General features: G+C 43.0%; 8 protein-coding genes. All 8 read right to left on the minus strand.

Annotated features, from left to right (window positions below):
- Window positions 1-182: 182 nt before the first annotated feature.
- The 8 genes from BMX56_RS28335 to BMX56_RS28370 all read right to left on the minus strand — a co-directional run bounded on the left by BMX56_RS28335 (window position 183) and on the right by BMX56_RS28370 (window position 20,123).
- Window positions 183-3,518 (minus strand): VCBS repeat-containing protein, encoded by a 3,336-nt coding sequence (locus BMX56_RS28335; RefSeq protein WP_090653091.1) that lies wholly within the window; start codon window positions 3,516-3,518, stop codon window positions 183-185.
- An 8-nt stretch (window positions 3,519-3,526) separates the two neighbouring features.
- Window positions 3,527-5,353 carry a glycoside hydrolase family 35 protein gene (locus BMX56_RS28340; RefSeq protein ID WP_090653092.1) on the minus strand — a complete coding sequence of 609 codons (1,827 nt, stop codon included), beginning with the start codon at window positions 5,351-5,353 and terminating at the stop codon, window positions 3,527-3,529.
- Between the two features lie 47 nt (window positions 5,354-5,400).
- Window positions 5,401-7,827 carry a glycoside hydrolase family 2 TIM barrel-domain containing protein gene (locus BMX56_RS28345; RefSeq protein ID WP_090653093.1) on the minus strand — a complete coding sequence of 809 codons (2,427 nt, stop codon included), beginning with the start codon at window positions 7,825-7,827 and terminating at the stop codon, window positions 5,401-5,403.
- 143 nt (window positions 7,828-7,970) lie between these two features.
- Window positions 7,971-9,470 (minus strand): RICIN domain-containing protein, encoded by a 1,500-nt coding sequence (locus tag BMX56_RS28350; protein ID WP_090653094.1) that lies wholly within the window; start codon window positions 9,468-9,470, stop codon window positions 7,971-7,973.
- A gap of 153 nt (window positions 9,471-9,623) precedes the next feature.
- Window positions 9,624-11,324 carry a RagB/SusD family nutrient uptake outer membrane protein gene (locus BMX56_RS28355; RefSeq protein ID WP_090653095.1) on the minus strand — a complete coding sequence of 567 codons (1,701 nt, stop codon included), beginning with the start codon at window positions 11,322-11,324 and terminating at the stop codon, window positions 9,624-9,626.
- Window positions 11,325-11,336: 12 nt separating this feature from the next.
- On the minus strand, window positions 11,337-14,513 hold the full coding sequence (locus BMX56_RS28360; protein WP_218152507.1) for a SusC/RagA family TonB-linked outer membrane protein: 3,177 nt from the start codon (window positions 14,511-14,513) through the stop codon (window positions 11,337-11,339).
- Between the two features lie 290 nt (window positions 14,514-14,803).
- Window positions 14,804-18,979 carry a hybrid sensor histidine kinase/response regulator transcription factor gene (locus tag BMX56_RS28365; RefSeq protein WP_090653097.1) on the minus strand — a complete coding sequence of 1,392 codons (4,176 nt, stop codon included), beginning with the start codon at window positions 18,977-18,979 and terminating at the stop codon, window positions 14,804-14,806.
- A gap of 262 nt (window positions 18,980-19,241) precedes the next feature.
- On the minus strand, window positions 19,242-20,123 hold the full coding sequence (locus BMX56_RS28370) for a universal stress protein (protein WP_090653098.1): 882 nt from the start codon (window positions 20,121-20,123) through the stop codon (window positions 19,242-19,244).
- Between the last annotated feature and the right edge of the window lie 210 nt (window positions 20,124-20,333).

Here is a 20,333-nt window from a genome sequence, read left to right on the forward strand (position 1 = left end):
GCTTCGCCTATCTGTTTTCTTAAATGATATATCTTTTTGAGTCAGCCGGAGCACATTGGGTCGATTAGCGCCGAAGGCTAAACAATTACTTCTTTAAACAAGCAAATCCCGGGTGCAAGTAGCATCCGGGATTCGTCTGTGTATATATATATGTAACGGTGTCGGAAATAAATCAACAGCTATTATCGGTATGCTTTTACACCCACGCCGTTAATTCCAAACAAATACAAATCATTTACTTTTAAAACCGCCCTTACATCGCCGGGTAATTTAAACCCGGATTTTTGCTGAGGCAAATAGTTAAATGTTCCGTTGCTATTTCCTTTGAGTAATACTCCATAGTTGGCGTCGTACTTACCAAACTTTACCCTTGCATGGTTAATATTTCCGCACAATAAAAGATCAACCTGCCCATCTTTGTCATAGTCCAACGTAGTTATAGTAAACACAGGCGCGTACTGTGCCTGCAATGGCAAGGCTATTGGGTGTAGTTTACCCTTGTTGTTACTTACAAAGCACATGGTTGACAGGCAATTTGCCGACAGGTGCCCAGCTCCTTTCATTTCTTCGGGGGTAAAAATCTTGTCAATAGTTGCATCAGCATAACTGTTATAGTCCGGGAACCGGCCACGCATCATGCTAATCTGGTCAAGCATTTCATCGCGGCTAACATAAGGGTAACTTTTATGCTGAATGTAAAAACATAGTATGGGGTCAATTGATCCGTTGTCGTCAAAATCTTTATAATACATTTCGGCCGGCTCTTTGTCGGTTGCTTTGCATTGTGTATTGAGGCCCATGTTACCGGCAATGATATCTGGGTGACCGTCGTGGTTAACGTCGCTCACGGTTAAACAATTCCACCAGCCAGCGTATTTTTTGTCAAAATACTTAGCGGTGGCATCGGTGAGTTTACCGTTGTTGTTTTCAAAAACGGTTATTGGCATCCATTCGCCAACTACCACCAGATCGGGCTTGTTGTCGCCATTCATGTCTACCCAGGCGGCATCAGTAACCATCCCTATCCTTTTCAAAGCAGGATTTAATTTTGTTGTGGCATCTGTAAAATGGCCTTTACCATCATTTAGCAGCACATAACTTTCGGGCGCCTCGGGGTACCGGCCTGGTATTACCCTGCCGCCGACAAACAAATCGGGGTAGCCATCGCCATTAATATCGGCCACTTTAACACAGCTTTTGCTGCTTTTCATTTTAGGCAGTGCATTAGTTGATTCTGTAAAATTCCCCGAACCATCATTTATATATAACCTATCTTGTAAAGCGGCATCATCGGGCATATAATTGTGGTACCCACCGGCGCACACATATAAATCGGGCTTACCATCGTTATTGGCATCAAAAAAAACCGTGGCAGCATCGGTACTGGTTTTACGGGATTCAAAAGCAATTTCTTTTTTCAATGTGAAACCACCGTTTTTTTGCTGAAGATATAAGGCACCGGGGCTACCGTTGTCGCCGCCTACGTAAACATCCTCCAGCCCATCGTGATTTACATCGGCCTTGGCCATGCATGGACCGTTGTAAGATAGCGGATTAACCAGCAAGGGCTGTCGTTTAAAATCATTAACCAGGCTCATGGCGCTATGATATTTGACCGGGGATGGCACTTCGGTAAATAAAGGTTTTATTATATTTTGCTCGATATAAGGCGCCGTGGCGTCTTTTTCGGATAGTGTAATAATTTGGTTTGATTTGATATTTTTAACTACCTGCGCCTTACCGCTTTGCCATATAATGTGTAGCGAATCCAGTTCCTTAGCGCTGCCTAAGCCAAAATGCAATACCGCCGATACAGTAGATTCATACCCACGGGTGGGCATTTGTTCAAGATATTGCTTTTTATCGGCTGCATAAATTATAACTTTTGCGCCAATACCCTCGGTGTTTTTATTTGACCCTTTTAGCCGTACCGACAGGTAATGATTTTTATTTTGCTGTACCGACTGGTTTTCGTAGATGAATGCCGGCTTATTCACATTGTTAATCACCAGGTCAAGGTCGCCATCGTTATCCAGGTCGGCGTATGCGGCGCCATTGCTGTTTGATGGTTGGGTTATCCCCCATTGTGCGCTTGTGTTGGTAAAAGTAAGATCAGCGTTATTTTTGAAAAAGTAACTCTTTACTTCCGACGATGGCATTTGGCTAACCAGGTTCAAAAGATCCTGCCGCATTACACGCCTGTCGCTTAATTTATCGCCGGCATATTTCAAAAAATCCATGTTGGTGTAATCGCGGGTATAACCGTTGCTTACAAAAAGATCTTTCCAGCCGTCGTTGTCATAATCTGCAAATAAGGGAGCCCAGCTCCAATCGGTATTCGATATTCCGGATAGTTGCCCAATTTCGCTGAATGTGTTGTTACCATTATTCATATGCAACATATTACGCATATACTGGTAGTAAAAACCAACTTTAAGGTTAAGATTAAAAGCTTCGTAATTATCCGATGCGAATAACATTTTTTGCCTTTTGTTATCTTCCGGCAGCATATCCAATGTGTAGATATCGGGGCTAAGGTCATTATTAATATCTGCTACATCGTTACCCATTGATGAAAACGACGTGTGTCCCAGTTGCCTGGGCAGTTCGTCGGTAAATTTGCCATTTTTATTATTGAGGTACAGCCTATCCGGCACATTGTAATCATTGGATATGTATATGTCGGGGTAGCCATCACCATTAATATCGGCAATACCTGCGCCCAAGCCATACGATAACGAAGTGTTTACAATACCCGACTCGCTGGTTATATCCTGAAAATGTCCGTTATCATTGCGGAACAACCTAATGCCCGACTCAAGGTCGGTTTTACTCATGAGACTGCTTATGGTAATCTCATCAATGCTATTTGGGCGTTTAGGATTGTGGTTTACCAGTAACATATCCAGGTCGCCATCTCTGTCATAATCAAAAAAATAGGCCTGTGTGCTAAAAGAAGGAAAATTGAGACCATAATCTGCCGCCATTTCTTTAAATACCGGCGTGCCGTTACTATCATTCCCCTGGTTTATAAACAGCTCATTAACTCTTTTTTCGGCGCTTAATTTCCCCGAATAGCAAACGTAAATATCAATTTTTCCGTCGCCATTAATGTCAACCAAACTTACACCCGTTTTCCAGGGGCCTGGGCGCCCTGCCACGCCTGCAGCGGCGGTAACATCGGTAAACTGTAAATGACCTTTGTTCAAATACAATTTATTATCGGTCATGTTACCAGTAAAGTACAAGTCTTGTAAGCCATCGCCGTTCAGATCGCCAATGGCGACCCCTCCACCGTTATAAAAATACTCATACATTAACACGTTGGTATTTAAGCCTTCGGTTAAAGTATTGCTGAAATCGACATGGGTTTCTTCTGGTTTTAGCAAACGAAACAATGTATCACCTGGCTTATCGGCGCTGGATGACGATTTACAACCTGCCAAAACAATAAAAGCAAGCAATACCAGGAGATACCCCTGCTTTTGCCTGCTTTGCTTACCTGATATTTTTAACATTTGATGAGTTACTGAAGCTGGTCAAGAATTGGTTTATCCAACCCGTCTATCACATTTACCGACGGTTTAATCAGTTCTAAAACTACAATATTATTGTTACTTTTTTTCAACCACTCGGCAGGTAAATATAATGTTTGTTGCGGCCCGTTATTCCAATAACGCCCTAAGTTATGTCCGTTTACCCAAACCACGCCTTTACCCCATTTACTCATATCCAAATAGGTATCGGCAACTTCGGCCAGTTTAAAAGTTCCAGTTTTAATTACCGGCTCATTTGCCCTTAGTTTGCCTGCTTTGGGCTTTATTTTGCTGATATCGTCAAACGGTAAACCAAACATTTTCCAGTTGGTTATTTCGGTTCCCGCAAAAGTTACATTTTCGGTTATACCCTTGGTATTCTTCAATAAATAAGGCCCAAAATTGATACGGCCCAGATTTTCGACCAGGATATCCAGTTGTATTTTTCCTTTTGGCAAATTAGCTAACAGGCTATCCTGTTTCAGCCTCCTGTCCAGGATACCTACGCGTTTGCCGTTTACAAATACAATCCCATAATCGCGCAGACCATTTACTTTGATGATACCTTTTTTACCACCATTGATGGTAGTACGGTACAAAACAAAACCATAGGCCTGGTTAAGATCTTCAAAAGTTAAGGGTGTTTTGCTAAGTTTGGCAGCTGGCAGTATATCAAACAAACCTGTTGTTTGCGTGAGCTTAACGGCCGGAAGGTTCATAACCGGTTTGGCAGCTGGTACATCAGGCAGTGTTTGGCCGGCCGGAAGGTGTTTCTTGATTACCTCTCTAAACTTGTTATATTTATCGGTAGCATTACCAGCCTCATTTAACGGGGCATCATAGTCATAGCTGCTAATTTGCGGCTCATAGGGATCCTTGTCGTTGTAGTTGGCGCCGTTCATGAAGCCACGGGTTGTACCACCATGAAACATGTACATGTTGATAGAAAGCCCTGCGGACAAAACCGAGTCTAATTTACCCAGGTATTTTTCTGCAGGTACGGTATGGTGTTTTGTTCCCCACCAATCAAACCAGGCAGGGTACCATTCGGCAATAAAGAACGGGCCTTTACCATCGTGGTTTTCTTTAATCAACCTTTTTACTTTTGCCACATCATCGACACCGTTAATTGCCGGTAATAAGCCGGGCAGGTGCCCATCTTTAATAGCCGCCTCGGGGTCGCAGGTATACAGCTGTCCATCAAAACCGGCGTCGATAAACATTTTACGGTTTAGCGCCAGATAATCTTTATCGTTGGAATATGATCCGTATTCATTTTCTATTTGCACCATTAAAACGTTGCCGCCATGGTTTACCTGTAAGGGGGCAAGCTGTTTACCCACCTCTTTAATATATTGCTCATATTCTTTCAAATATGTCGGTTCTTTACTGCGCACTACCAGGCCTTTTTCTTTTTCGAGCCAGTAAGGATATCCGCCAAATTCCCATTCGGCGCAAACGTACGGGCTTGGGCGTAAAATAACCCACAAGCCTTCTTCCTTCGCCATTTTTACAAACGCAGCTACATCATTGTTACCGGTAAAATCAAAATGGCCTTTTTGGGGTTCATGAACATTCCAGAAAACGTAGGTACCTATTGTGTTTAACCCCATTGCTTTTGCCATTTTCATACGCTGGCGCCAGGCTTCGCGGGGTACGCGGGGGTAATGCATTTCGCCGGATATAATTTGCAATAGCTTGCCATCCAGCAAAAATGTGCTATCGGTTAATGCAAAAGTATGTTTGGCTATTTGCGCATTCGCGCTGATGCCACATAGTAGAATAACGGGTAAAATTAATAGTTTAAAAAATTTCATAAATTAAAAAAATGCAGGCAATTGTTTATTAGGGTTGACGATAGAAGCTATTTTGTGGTTAAAGTGATTGATGCAGACTTAAGCCCGGCAGCGCTAAACTGCACGGTGGTTTTGCCCGGCTTGCCGGTTATTTGTATATAGGCCAACAGGCGGCCTTTCAAAACCTTGCGGGTATTTGACTGATAGTTTTCATGACTGGTGGTGCTCCCGCTTTCTAATCCCAGTAATTTAGCGGGACCGGTTAGCTTTACCACAACTTCATTGTCGGCATTAGCTACCAAGACTCCATTTTTATCGGTAACCTGTACCTCTACCTGGCTTAATCCTTTTGTTTTGGTGTTAAATATTGTGCCATCGGCAATTATTTTGATATCAGAAGCTTCACCGGCTGTTTTTAAAGTGTAGCTGGCTGCTTCAATTCCGTTATTATAGCCTTTTACCAGTAGTTCGCCCGGCTCATAATCAACCGCCCACGATGGTATTTGGCCTTTAGCATCGACGCGTGAAATTTTACCGAGCGATTTGCCATTTAAAAACAATTCTGTTTCCTGGCAATTGGTAAAACAATCAACCCTTATTTTACTGCCGGCCGGCCAGTTCCATACGGGCTCAATGGCTTTGTGGCTCCAGATACCTTTATCTTCCAGTTGCGTAACAGGCTTGGCGCCAATAAAAACCATCGGCTTATAAGCCCAAAGGCTTTGCCTGTAAAAGTATTCGGGCTTTTTAAAGCCTGCCAGGTTAATAAGCCCGGCGCCATTACTGCGCTGCGGCCATTTACCGGCCTCGCCCAGGTAATCAATCCCCGTCCAAAGGTATTGGGCAGATATGTATTCGATACTGTCAACCGCGGTCCAGGCCTGGCGCTGCATGCCGTTTTCGCTGCCATAAATAATGCGGTTTGGATATTTTTTATGATCATCGGCATAACGGTACTCCTGGTAATTATAGCCTACAACATCAAGTTCTTCCGGGTAACCTACCTCGTTCGACATCACTACTCCCGCAAGCGCTGCAGTAACCGGGCGGGTAGTATCAATTGCCTTAACAGCCTTAACCAGCTGTTTGGCAATTACGGTTAACCCACTTGCAGCAGGATGATCAGGCAGGTAGCCTTTACCATAAATCTGCGGATTTTTACCTGTGTTTAATACTTCGTGTGTGTATGGATCATTTGGGTAATCAATTTCGTTACCAATACTCCACATAATAATGGACGGATGGTTGCGGGCACGTAATACCATATCGGATAGATCGCGAGTAGCCCATTCTTTAAAATATTCGTGATAGCCATCTTTAGAAGGGGTACCTACATTCCACCCTTTAACCCATTTATTTTTGCCCAGTTCCCACTCGTCAAAGGCTTCATCCATTACCAAAAAGCCCATTTTATCGCACAAGTCGTATAAATAATCGGCGTGAGGGTTATGGCTAAGGCGCAGTGAGTTAACGCCGGCGTCTTTTAATATTTTTAAACGGCGCACCCAAACTTCCCGCGGAACGGCTACGCCCAAAGCACCTGCGTCGTCATGGATGCATACGCCTTTCAGTTTGGTGCTTTTATCATTTAAAAAGAAACCATTATCCTTATCAAAACGAATGCTGCGGATGCCGACCGTCTGGTTTACAGCATCAATTTGTTTGCCGTTGCGGCTTAGCTGTACCTGTAATTGGTATAGTTCCGGGTGTTCGACATCCCATAAACGGGGAGACGATACTTCGGCATCAAAACTTGTTTCGTGTTTGCCAGGTTTTACCTTAACCTGCTTTTGTATAGCTGCGGCAATCTTACCTGCTTTATCAACCAGGTTTATTTTAATGCCGATAGCTGCCTGGGTTGCTGTGCCGTTGCTGATGTTTACTTTTACGTTGATGTCCGCTTTATCTGCAGATATTTTTGGCGTAGTAAAAGCCACATCCCATAGATCCACATGGACCGAATTTTTAACCACCAGGTAAACGTTGCGGTAGATTCCAGAACCGGTATACCACCTTGAATCGGCAAACTCACTATGATCTGCCTTTACAGTTACTATATTTTGTCCCTTGTAATTAAGGTATTTTGAAAGTTCATACTGAAACGGAATAAATCCGTTGGGGCGCTTGCCCAGGTAATGGCCGTTTATCCAAACTTCGCTGTTTTTGTAAACGCCATCAAAATAAATGTAAACCTGTTTGCCTTGCCATCCGGCTTCGGCATTAAATGTCTTTTTGTACCAGCCTATGCCGCCGGGTAAATAGCCCGTGGCGCTGGCCCAGTCCTCACTAAAGGGTCCTTCAATACTCCAATCGTGCGGCAAATCAACGGCTTTCCATAAAACACCGGCTGCGCCGCCTTTATCGCCATTGGTAATATCCCCTTTATGGAACCCCCATCCCGAATTAAACAATATCGGCCTGGATTTATCTTGCGCAAACAAAGCCACCGGAAGCGTTACCAGTAAAAAAAAGCAGATGACGTTTTTAATATTCATGTTTAGTAACCGTATTATTTTTTGTTTAAAGTGTTGAGTTATGAGTATCGAGTCAAAAAACAACAAATCAAATTTGCGGCTTAAGACCAAATACTCATTACTCAAAATTCAGAACTCAACATTCAAGACTCAGAACTTAAAATTTACTGTTGTACAATTTGCCATTGCTGGTTATTACCGCCATTCCATGGCCACTGAATAATGCCGGCACCATTGGTGGTTACGCCGCCATTAACATCCAACACAAGCCCGCTATTGCGGTTAATTACTTTGTAAACGCCATCGGTTACGGCTGTAAACTGCCACTGTTGGTTATTGCCGCCATTCCACGGCCACTGAATAATGCTTGCGCCGTTGGCGGTTGAGGCGCTGTTAACATCAAGTGCCAGTGTACTGTTACGGTTGGTTACTTTGTAGTATCCGCCGCCATTGCTGGTTATTATCCATTGCTGGTTATTGCCTCCGTTTTGCGGCCATTGTATAATACCCGCCCCATTAGCTGTCGACGAGCCATTTACATCTAAAGCCGAACCGCTGTTGACGTTTAACAAACGGTAGTAAGCTGTTGGGTAAAAGGTATCGGTACCACCTGCGCCCACGCCCCAGCCATATTTTAGCCGGCTTAAACCCGAAGCATTGGTGTTTGAAACGGTAAGGCTTGTACCTGTACCGCCCAAAGTTTCCATGGCGTAGCTATCACCGGTGCGGATGCCAGGCCAGTAAACGCTGCCCATGCCAAATGCCCGTACCTGGTTGGTTAAGCCCTGCAGGTACGCAATTTCCTGATCGCCGCCTATGGCGCCGGTGTAATTTTTACCACCCGTCATGGGTACGCCAAACTCGGTTAATACCGCTCGGCTGCTGTAGCTGCCGATATTGCCCCGCAGCCTGCTTTCCCATTGCGCGGCAGTGGTGTTGGTGCCGTTGCTGAAAAAAGTATAATCATGTATAGATAACAAGCAACCACTAAAACGGCTATCGGCCCCAACGCCGGTAATATCCTGCGAGTAGGAAGTTCCGCTAACCAAAATGCGGCCTTGTGGTATGGATGGATAATTGCTTAGCCATTGCGCGCAAATGGTTGTCCACGCGCTTAAGGTATAACCATGAGGCTCGTTAAATATCTCGAAGTAAACGTGTGTGTTGCTGCCATATTTATTGACGATGGTTTGCCACATAGACCAAAACTGGGTTGTATTATCTATTACCCCATCCGCAGCCGACTTTGACTCCCAGCAACCTAATATTACGTTCATACCCTTGCTGAGGGCTTTATCAATTACTCCTGTATAGGAGTTCCACCAGGTTTGTGATACTGTTGGGTAATTTACCGGCAACCGCAGCGTATTTGCACCTGTGTTGGTTTGAAGGCCTGATATTACAGCATCGGCCTTTGCCGATACGGTGGCATAACTATCGGTTGATGCCAGGCCGCTTAAAACCAATATCCCATCGCTAAAGTTATCACCATCGCAAGCCCAGTTAACCCCTTTTAGCGCGCTTGCCGGGGTTGAATCAACAGTGAGGGGCTTATCCGGAGTGGTCACCTCTGTTTTTACAGGTTGAGTTGCAGGACTATTATCTTTTTTACAGCCGGTTATTAAAATACCCGCTGCGATTAGTAAACTAAATATTTTTTTCATGATTGATGTAGTTTTTTAGCCCCGTTAAAACAGAAGGGAGCAAGTAATACTCCCTTCTGTTTAGCCTCACCCTGCCCTCTCCAAAGGAGAGGGTTCTTGATTAGCCCATTTTTTAAGTCCTCTCCTTTGGAGAGGATTTAGGTGATGCTCTTTTTAGTAACCTGCATTTTGCTGTAACTGACCTCCAGATGCCTGGATCTCGGTGCGTGGTATTGGCAACCAATAATGTTTGGTTTGGAAACTGCGCCCATCCAATGCCACTTTAGGCGTATATGAAAATGTACCATTGGCATTTTTGGTGATTATTACACCTCCCGCCGGCTTGTTTTCGGTAACATCGGCAATTTTCCAACGGCGTACATCATAAAAACGATGTTCTTCAAATGCCAGCTCAACACGCCTTTCGTATCTAACAGCATCGCGCATTTGTGATTGGTTTAATCCGGCGGCCAATGCAGGCATATTAACACCCGGCCTTGCCCTGATCATATTGATGGCCTGCCTTGCCGACATGGTTGAACCAGCCGGAATAACATCGGCTCCGTAAGCTTCGTTGGCTGCTTCGGCAAAGTTCAGCAGGATTTCGGCGTAACGGAAATATATCCATGGATGGAACCCGGCATTGCCCCATGGGTTTTGAAGCGGGTAAGCATCGTCCATATATTTGCGTAAATAGTAACCTGTTTTAGTGGTATTCCAGTTGCTATCGCCATCTTTACTGTCTTTTCCACCTGGAATAAATGCTTCAACAGTACGCTCTCTGTATGGGGATCCGTTGTGTAATACAGTTGCATCAAACCTTGGGTCACGATGATCATAAGGATGAGTAGGATCGTATCCGGATGCAGGATCGGTAATTGCTTTACCATTATCCATCTCATAATCATCAACTAAGTTTTGCAGCGGCGTATTACCAGCCCAACCTCCATAGCCATTTGGCCCGTTGGCAATTTCCATGTGGGTATGGTTGGCATTTTTGGTGTACAGACGCTCAAAAATCACCTCGTTGGTTTCGTTAACCAAAAACATGTTATCATAACCGCCTGAATAAATACCGTATTTATTTAAGCTGATAACCGCTTGTGCCGCTGTTGCAGCATCGGCCCATGTGCCGGCATTATACAACGGACTTGCAGCATAGAGCTTTAGTCGTGATTTTAAAGCCAATGCAGCACCTTTGGTAGCACGGCCTAACAACCAGGTTCCGTCATTATTTAAAGGAAGCTTAGCAGCGGCATCATCAAGCTGAGCTGTAACATAATCAATGCTTTCTTTAATGGTTGCTCTTTTGAATAGGGATGGATCCTGCAAATTATCACCCAGATTTACCACCTTGTCGCCCATTAGCACTACCCCGCCATAGTTGCGGATAAGGTCCTGGTAACGGAAAGCCCTGATAAATTTCAACTCACCTTCAATATGTGTTTTATGCCCGGCGCTTAAAGGCAGGTTTGGTAAAATGCTTAAAGCATAGTTACATTCCCTTATACTACGGTAACTCCGGGCCCAAAGCACGCCTGCTCCACCTAAATTTTCGGGGGCCAATTGTCCGCGCTGTATGAGCCACGTAGCGTCATCATTATTGTAAATAGATTCATCTGTAAGTGAGCTCCACATACTGTACTCAAAACCGCGGCCAAAACCGGGGTTTGATCCGTCGCCCTCTTTATCCTGTAACTTGGCACCGATATAACGATTGGTTACATAAGCCTCGAAAACAGCTGTATCCGATTGAATGGCCGATGTAGCAATCCTGTCTGTAGGTTGCACATTTAAAAGGTCTTTTTTACATGCCGTTGTGAACAGCATGCCGCATACGATGAAATATAGCGGGGTTTTATATTGTAATTTCATGATCTGTTCTAATTAAAATTTAACGTTTGCACCTAAGTTGATAATTCGCTGCTGCGGATAAAACTGACCGCTGCCACTGGTTCCTTCAGGGTCATAATCCTTCACCTTGGTGATGGTGAACAAGTTGAACGCGCTTGCATACACCCTTAAGCCGCCTAATTTAATTTTTGAAAGGAAAGCTGTATTGAAATTATAACCTAACTGAACGTTTTTCAACCTGAAGAACGAAGCATCATTAAGCCAAAACGTACTGTTGTACTGACCACCGCTGATAGCGTTAGATGCACGATCTGTTACCCTTGGATAGGTTCCGTTTGGATTCGAGGCGCTAAACCTGTTATCGGCCCAGCTGCTGTAAAAGTTACCAATGCTTCCCGATTCAGGTAAAACATATTGGCTAACCTGCGCCTGGCCTGAAAACAATACCGAAAGATCAAAATTACTGTAAGCCGCGTTCAGCGTAAATCCATAAGTAATTTGTGGGATGTTACCATATTTGGTGCGTGTTTGGTCGTCGGCATTTATTTGGCCGTCGCCGTTAAAGTCCTGGTATTTTAAGTCGCCAATTTTGGCGCCTGTAACATGCGGATAACTGTCAAGATCTGCCTGGGTACGGAAAATACCTATGGCATTGTAAAGCAGGTAGGTGTTCAAAGGCCTGCCGGTTTGGCGCTGATAACTTATAGCGCCACTGGCTTCATCGATAAAAATGATTTTGCTTTTAGCATAGGTTACGTTACCGCTTATACCCCAGCTAAATTTATTGCTGGTGTGGTTGTAGCCGAGGGTTGCCTCAAAACCTTCGCTGTTTACTTTACCAATATTTTCCGACGGAACCAAAGGATCAGAACCGTATGGATTTACGATACCCGAAGTACCTGGCAACGACGCGTTCCTTGCAGCAAGGATGTCAGAACGTTTTTGTTTAAAGTATATGGCCTCAACTGTAAAGTCGTGCAGGAATGTAGCATTTACACCAATATCCAGCTTTTTGGCAACTTCCCAGGTAATGTTAGGGTTAGCCAGTTTTACCAGGTTAACGTTTGGCTGAATGGTATTTGACCCGCTGCCCGGAACGCTGGCTACAAAACCGTTGTTAACCAAAACATAATTGTCAAAATACTGGAAGCCGTTTACGTTGTCGTTACCTAACGAACCGTACGATGCCCTTAGTTTTAGATCATCAAAAAAGCTAACATTATCTTTAAACCAATTTTCTTTGGTGATCCTCCATCCTACCGATGCCGATGGGAAATAACCCCATTGCTTGCCAGAAGGGAATATCGAACTACCATCAGCACGAAGCTGGCCTTCAAATAAGTATTTTTCATCAAAGGCATATGCTAAACGGCTTATTACACTACGACGGTTATAGTTTGAGCTATAGCCCGAGTTCAGGTAATCTGTTGCGGCACTGCCACCCTGTGAAAGCTCGGGCAGTTGTGATGATAAATAGTTGTAGCGCGTGGCATCAAAATATTCAAGGTGATTTTTACTTTGCTCATAACCAACAAAAGCATTTACATCGTGCTTGCCAAATTTGCGTACATAATTCAGCTTAATGTTTGAGGTAAGTAATGCCTGGTTGGTTTGCGACTCAAACAGTGTTGGAGCGTTGTTATTACCGCCAACCACATTTTTGTTGTAAGTTTTTGCATTGGCATCATAGCTGTACAGAATATAAGGCTTACTGAAGTTTTTGTCAAACGCATATGATTTATCAACAGAAAAGAAACCATCCAAAGACAAACCTTCAATACCCGGAAGTGCGTAGCTGCCCTTTAAAATACCGTTAAACACCTGGGTGGGATTATTGTTAACACCACCAATATCGGTTACCTGAACGGCCGGGTTGTTGTTTTCGATACCTGTTGTTGGCAATCCGTTTGGATAGTAGGCTGCAACAATAGGTTTTGCGCGGTACACAGAACGGAATACGTCGCCGGCGCCTACTTCAGGAAACTGCCTGTCTTCTTCCCTGCCTGAAAGTGACAAGCCTACTTTTAAACGTTTGGTAACATTAGCATCAATATTTGAACGGAAATTATACTGGTGATATTTGGTAACACCATTTTTGTATAAGCCATCCTGGTAAATAGTACCCAGCGAAACAAAGTATTTTACATCTTCGCTACCACCGGCAACCGAAAGACTATGCTGATTTTGTAAGGCAGTGCTTTTAAGTGTTTGCTTTTCCCAATCGGTATTAGGGTAATTTAATGGATCTGAACCGTCTTTAAATTTCTGGATCTGGTCTGCCGAGTATGACTGGTTTGGGCCTCCGCCAGGATTCGAGTCAAGGCTTATCTCGTTCATGATTTGGGCATAAGTTGCAGCATCGGCCATTTTTGGCAAACGCGTTGGCGAACTGAAGCCCTGGTTAAAGCTGTAGTTAATGGTTGGCTTACCCGATTTACCACGTTTAGTGGTAACCAGGATAACACCATTTGCCGCCCTGTTACCGTATATGGCCGCCGATGCATCCTTCAACACCGACATACTTTCGATGTCATTAGGATCAAGCCTTTCCAAACCACCTATCTGGCCTGGCACGCCGTCAACCACTATTAGCACGTTGTTGCTTCCGGTAGTAGCCAAACCACGAATGGTGATGTTTGATCCATCGTATCCAGGCTCGCCGCTGCGGTTGTTAACAATAACGCCTGAGAATCTTCCGGCTAATGCGTTTGAAAGGTTGGGCTGCGGGCTTTTAACCAATTCCGAGCCCTTAACCTGGGAAATAGAACCGGTTAATGTAGCTTTCTTTTGTGTGCCGTAACCGACAACCACAACTTCGTTTAGTGATTTTGCATCGGCCTCTAATTTTACGTTGATAATTGTTTGGCCGTTAACGGGTACCTCCTGCCTGGTATAACCGATATAGGTAAAAACTAATGTGGCCGAAGCATCGGGCACGTTTAGTGTAAACTTACCGTTAATGTCGGTAATAACACCGGTAGTAGTACCTTTTAAAGTTACTGATACGCCTGGCAGGGTTTCACCTTTTTCGTCGGTTACAACACCGCTTATTTTAAGGTCTTGCTTGTTAACGTTTTTAACTCCCGCATATACCTGGGTTGGTATTGCAGTAGTAGTTAAACAAGCAATGGCCATACTTGTGGCTAATAAGAAAAGCCGGGGTAATCTTTTCCGGTGAGGGGAATGCTTTACGTGTAAATTTGATTTCATATTTTACTGGGTTTTCTAAATTCAGGATGTCGATCGAACGCATTTTCCGGGCAATTAAAACAGCTGCATCAAGCCGCGTAAACTCATGATTTTACAAAGCTTTTTACATGTTATTAAAATGGCCGGTAATGAATTACGATTTATCTCCGGTTAATTGGTAAGGCCAAAATGGGGTTAAATAGCAAAATTGAGTGAGGGGTAAATTCTCAATTAAATAGGGGGTAAATAAGCAAAACCCGCTTAAATACGTGATTTAAGTGGGTTTTGCTTAGGGGGTAAATTAATCACCATCAATTTTCTTTAATTACATCGCGGTTTACGTTGTAATTATTATGGAATGGTTTTCGGTATTTCTTGATGTAATCTGACGGGTTTACTCCAAACAGCTTATGAAACTGTTCCCTGAAATATTTAAGGTCATTTAGGCCCACTTTATAGGCGGTTTCATAAATGGTGCTATCGGTAGTTAACAGGATCTCGGCGGCCTTCCTTAACCGGATAAACCGGATAAAACTATTGGCCGATTGCCCCGAAATAGACTTAATACGCCGGTACAAATTGGAGTGGCTCATCCCTATTTCGGCAGCCAGTGTTTTTATACTGAACTCGGGGTCGGTTAAATGTCGTTCTACAATAACCAGGCACTTTTCTAAAAACTCTTTGTATTCCTGCGATATCTTCAGATCGTTTGATTTGAGGGTTATCTCGTTATAAAAGTATTTTTGCAGGTTGTTCCTGCTTTTCAAAATGCCGTTAACACGGGCTATCAATATTTCTTTTTCAAATGGCTTTGTAATATAATCGTCGGCACCGCCTTCAATCCCTTTTAATTTTATCTCGGCAGATGAACTTGCTGTTAACAAAATTACCGGTATGTGATTTAAAATAGGATCTTCCTTCACCCTATGGCAAACTTCGATACCGCTTAAACCCTGCATCATTACATCGCTGATAACAATATCCGGCACAAGCTGATAAACCAGCGCAAGCCCATCTGTACCATTGTCCGCCTCAAAAATCTCAAAGTCATCATTAAATATTTGCTTAAGGTAATCGCGGATTTGCTGATTATCTTCTATAAGCAGCATGGTTTTGGTATCAGAGCTCAGCAGATCGGCATTTTTGGCTTTTGCCTGTTTACCACCTGGGGCATCCGGTGTTAACTCCCCTTTATTTTCTATCAGTTCATCTAAAAAAACAGAGGTTTCAGCAACATCCTCAAAAACAAATTGCTGCCCAAAATGGGCTTTCCCCTTTAATAAACAAATATTGAAAACGGTGCCGCTACCGGGTTTACTTTCATAAGCAATTTTACCCTTATGGTTTTCAACAAACACTTTAACCAGGTACAAGCCAATACCAAACCCACCTGCCATGGGGGCAGCATTTTCAACCTGGTAAAACCTGTTAAATAGTTGCTCGCCCGTGCCTTCGGTTATGCCGCAGCCGTTGTCACGTATCTCAATCCTTACGTTGTCGGCTTCGTTTATTACCGTACAGCTTACAGCGCCGCGCTCCGGTGTAAACTTAAGGGCGTTTGATATCAAATTAAACAAAACAATCTCTATCTTCTCGCGGTCGGCAAATATTTCAATCGCGTCTGTTTGGCTTATAAAATCAAACTGTATTTGTTTTGTTTTGGCCTGGTGGTTAAAGCATAAAAAAACTTCGCGGCATAGGTTTACAATATTTAGCTTAACTAATTTTAGTTTATCGGTATCGCTTTCTGCTTTTCTGAACAGCAGTAACTGGTCAACAAGGCTTAATAGCCGCCTCGCATTCCTGTAAACAATGTGCAGGTTGCCCACATCGCCCTTATCTGCCGGACCAAACAACATATCCTTTACGGGGTTAATAATTAAGGTTAGCGGTGTTCTGAACTCGTGGGATATGTTAGTAAAAAACGAAAGCTTCCGCTCATTCAGCTCTTTATCTTTTTCGGCCGAGAGCTGAGCTATTTTAATATCATATTTTAGCTTCGACTGGTTGGCCCTATATTGTATATAGTAATAAATAATAACTCCTATTGTAGCCAGGTAGCATAAATAAGCCCACCATGTTTTGTACCATGGCGGCAAAATTTTTATATGCAATGTTGCATAGTCATCCATCCAGATACCGTCCTGGTCGGCTGCTTTTACCTTAAAAACATAATCGCCGGCCCCCAGGTAACGATAGGTTGCCGACCGCTGGTTACCCACATAGTTCCATGATTTATCAAGCCCATCCAGCCGATACGCAAAATTGCCTTTTTGAGGATAAACATAATTTAAAGCAGTGTATTGAATTGAAAACACCGATTGGTCTGGCTGAAGCGTAAGTAGAGCAGTTTCACTAATGGTTTTTGATAATACGGTTTCGTCCTTGCCCTGGATGCCTACCTCTATCTGCTTATCAAAAATCTGCAAACCGGTTATCATTATCGGCGATTTGTAATGATTTTGATTTACTTTTTCGGGATCGAAAATATTAAGCCCTTCAGTTCCGCCAAAATACATCAGTTTACCCACGGTATCCATTACAACCGACCCGGCATTAAATTGCCCTGATTGTAATCCATCCGATTTATCGTAGTTGATTATTTTATTGGTATAAGTGTCAATACATGATAAACCCTGGTTGGTGCTAATCCAAACCGTGCCATTACCTGCTTCTTTTATAGCATTTATGGTATTGTTTGCCAGTCCGTTTTTTTCATTGAATTTTTTAAACGTTTTTGACTTAAGATTATACACAATCAGTCCATCGCCTTCGGTACCTATCCATAATTGATTTTTCTTATCAGGATAAAGTGAAAAAATGATCTGGCTCGGGAAATTCCTTTTTTCGGCATCATCCTTAAACAGCCGCGAAAACTTTTTTTGCGCAACATCATAGTATATCAATCCATTACCATAGGTACCTACAAACAAATTCCCTTTTTCGTCTTCGGCTATGGCCCGTACGTCATATGACCCAAAGCCACTGTTGGCCGGGGTGTAATTGGTAAACGTTTTGGTAGCAGGATTAAAAAGGCTCAACCCACCTCCGTTGGTACCAACCCACAAATTTTTATGTATATCCTGGTAAATAGCTCTTACATCATTCCCCCCGATACTTTTATTATCTGCTGCGTCATGGCTAAAGTTTGTGAACGAGTCTGTTTTTTTATTGTATAAAAAAAGCCCCCGTGCATAAGTGCCAAACCAAACATTCTTATTCCTATCCGTATAGCCGTACAAAAAAGCGCTATCCGTAAGGCCTCCAGGGCGGTTGTTGGCTTTGTATTGTTTAACCAGGCTTCCATCGGTCCGCATTTTAAAAATACCGTCGCCATCGGTACCAAGCCATAAATAGCCATCGCCGTCCTGGCACATTCCGTAAAACCGGACCCAACTTTCGCCACTTTTCTCAACCCTTTTCTTTTGGATATTGGTAAACCGCGCCTTGATATTACTTATCATTCCAATACCATCATCATAGGTGCCAAGCCAGGTATTTTTGTCCTTATCTATAAACAGGGTTTGAACAGAACGTTGTGTTATGTGATGATCATCATCGCCGGTAATTGGCAAAAGCGAAAAATTTATTGACGTTGGGTCCCGGTCTGTCAAAACCTTGTACACGCCGCCATCCTGTAAGCCAACCAGCAACTGGTTACTGCCATCTTCAATTATGGATAAATATCTTTTATTTTTAAAAGCAGGCTGGGCAGTTTGCAATTGCGAAAACATGTTTTTATCGCGGTTATAATATATAATACCCTTGCCTGTAGCTATCCATACATTGTGAAAATGATCTTCGAAAATATCGTTTATGCGCCCAACCATAAAGTTGTTTATAGGCACAGGCAGGTTTGCCTTATTGGCAACTACGCCATTTTTTTGATTAACTATATTGATACCGGCATTATCTGTACCTAACCAGAGCAAACCTTTTGAATCTTCGAGCAAGGCGGTTATCCGGTAACTTGACAACCCCGGCAGCGACTTGCTGTTGTAATTTTTAAATTTTAACGTTTGCGTATTAAAATAGGAAAAGCCTACGCCATATGATGCTATCCAAAGATTACCGTTGGTACTTTTGGCAATGTTGTTTACGGCATTTTTAACATTATTGCCATACGTGAATTTATAATGCGAGAATTTTTCGGTACGGGTATCAAGCCTGCTCAGGCCGCTCCTGGACGAAACCCAGATATATCCCTGTTTTCCTAAAATTATACTTTGTACAAAGTTGCTTGCCAATGAAGTTGAATCGCCCTGGCGAGATCTGAAAACCTTAAAGGTGGTACCATCAAAACGGTTAAGCCCCTCATTGGTGGCAAACCACATAAACCCTTTATTATCCTGCGTAATACTATTTACGATGCCAAAAGAAAGCCCATCTTTTAACGAATATTTAAGCACCTTATTTTTTATAGGTGATTGGGCATAACCCCAAAGCGCAAAAATCAGTAAAGCAAATAGTATAATTATTTTCTTCATAAAAAATCAGGCGTCAACTACACTCCATACTGCCCAATAACACACAATAACATAACCGCAAGTTACCAATTTACAAATCGGCATGAAACCATTACGGCCACGAATTTTAGGTTCAACTGGTTTTAGTTTAATTGTGTAAGCTACACTTAATGTTGAAATAAAAAAAATAATTATCAATTTTTGGTTTTATAAAAGGTAACAGCCAACCACCGCAACTATCCCGGTTGGTAAGTTGTTTTGAATTAGCGGGAGCGGCTAAATATTATTTTACCGCAGCAATTGCCGGATAAACCAATAAGGGCATGCCGATATGCTTAGCAAGTTTTTGTGTGTAGCTACCTGAAAAAAATCGTTCTAAAAAATTTTGTCGACGGTGCACGGTAGCAATCATATCAATTTGCCCATGTTTACATATCCAATCAAGTCCCTGATCTACATCGGCGCTTTTTATGTTTCTGTAGTAAATTTTAGGGTAGTTAATTTTATCCGTTACATCACTTAAAAATTTATTCACCTGCTTATTATCCAAATGGGCATCCTTATCCTGGCTGGTAATGTGTGTTATCAAAATTTCGGCATTAAAATATCTGGCTATTTCGGCAACGGAATTTAATACATCAATATCTCCGGCCAGCATATCGGTAGTGAAAGCTATTTTTTTAAAGGGTTTAAATTTAACTTTAGGCGGCACCAGCAGCACCGGGAATTTTGCATGATCAATTACCGACCGGCTATTACTGCCCATGAATAGCCTACTCAATGCGCCCGCACCCGACATCCCCATTACAACCAACGATAGCCGCCTTTCCTGAACAATTTCGCCAACCACATCGGCTACCAAACCCATTTGGCACGAATAACCAACATGGGGTTTAAAATTGCCCGCGTTAGGGGCAAGTTCACGCGCCATCTCATGCTCCATTTCAATCGCGGTAACGCTTAAGGCGTCCATAGTGGCTGTTTCCAGGTGCGAGTAGTCGGCTGTTGCCCAAGCATCCGGATTGGCTACCAATGTTTGCACAGGCAATAATATAGCATGACAGATGTGTACACCGGTCCTTAGCCCCGCGGCGAGTTGTAAAGCATAATGGCTTGCATTTACCGCGCAGGGAGAAAAATCCGTAGGCACCAGTATTGTGTTCATAACCAAAACTTTAAGTTGTTATCAAATATCAGTTTGCTGTGCATTATAATAAATGACAGCGGGCATAATCATAGGTGATATCAGTCATTCGGGTTCAAAATTAGTTTCGCCACAACAATTCCACAGGTGCAGGTTAGCGCTTCAAATGATATAGCATCATAATAAAAAGTGACAGGCGTCACTTTTTAAACACCCTCATTTCCTGAGCTT

The organism is Mucilaginibacter sp. OK283 (assembly GCF_900110415.1).
GTDB lineage: Bacteria > Bacteroidota > Bacteroidia > Sphingobacteriales > Sphingobacteriaceae > Mucilaginibacter.

Coding starts and splice junctions, on each gene's coding strand:
- BMX56_RS28335 (WP_090653091.1), bottom strand. CDS start 3,518: ATGTTAAAAATATCAGGTAAGCAAAGCAGGCAAAAGCAGGGGTATCTC.
- BMX56_RS28340 (WP_090653092.1), bottom strand. CDS start 5,353: ATGAAATTTTTTAAACTATTAATTTTACCCGTTATTCTACTATGTGGC.
- BMX56_RS28345 (WP_090653093.1), bottom strand. CDS start 7,827: ATGAATATTAAAAACGTCATCTGCTTTTTTTTACTGGTAACGCTTCCG.
- BMX56_RS28350 (WP_090653094.1), bottom strand. CDS start 9,470: ATGAAAAAAATATTTAGTTTACTAATCGCAGCGGGTATTTTAATAACC.
- BMX56_RS28355 (WP_090653095.1), bottom strand. CDS start 11,324: ATGAAATTACAATATAAAACCCCGCTATATTTCATCGTATGCGGCATG.
- BMX56_RS28360 (WP_218152507.1), bottom strand. CDS start 14,513: ATGAAATCAAATTTACACGTAAAGCATTCCCCTCACCGGAAAAGATTA.
- BMX56_RS28365 (WP_090653097.1), bottom strand. CDS start 18,979: ATGAAGAAAATAATTATACTATTTGCTTTACTGATTTTTGCGCTTTGG.
- BMX56_RS28370 (WP_090653098.1), bottom strand. CDS start 20,123: ATGAACACAATACTGGTGCCTACGGATTTTTCTCCCTGCGCGGTAAAT.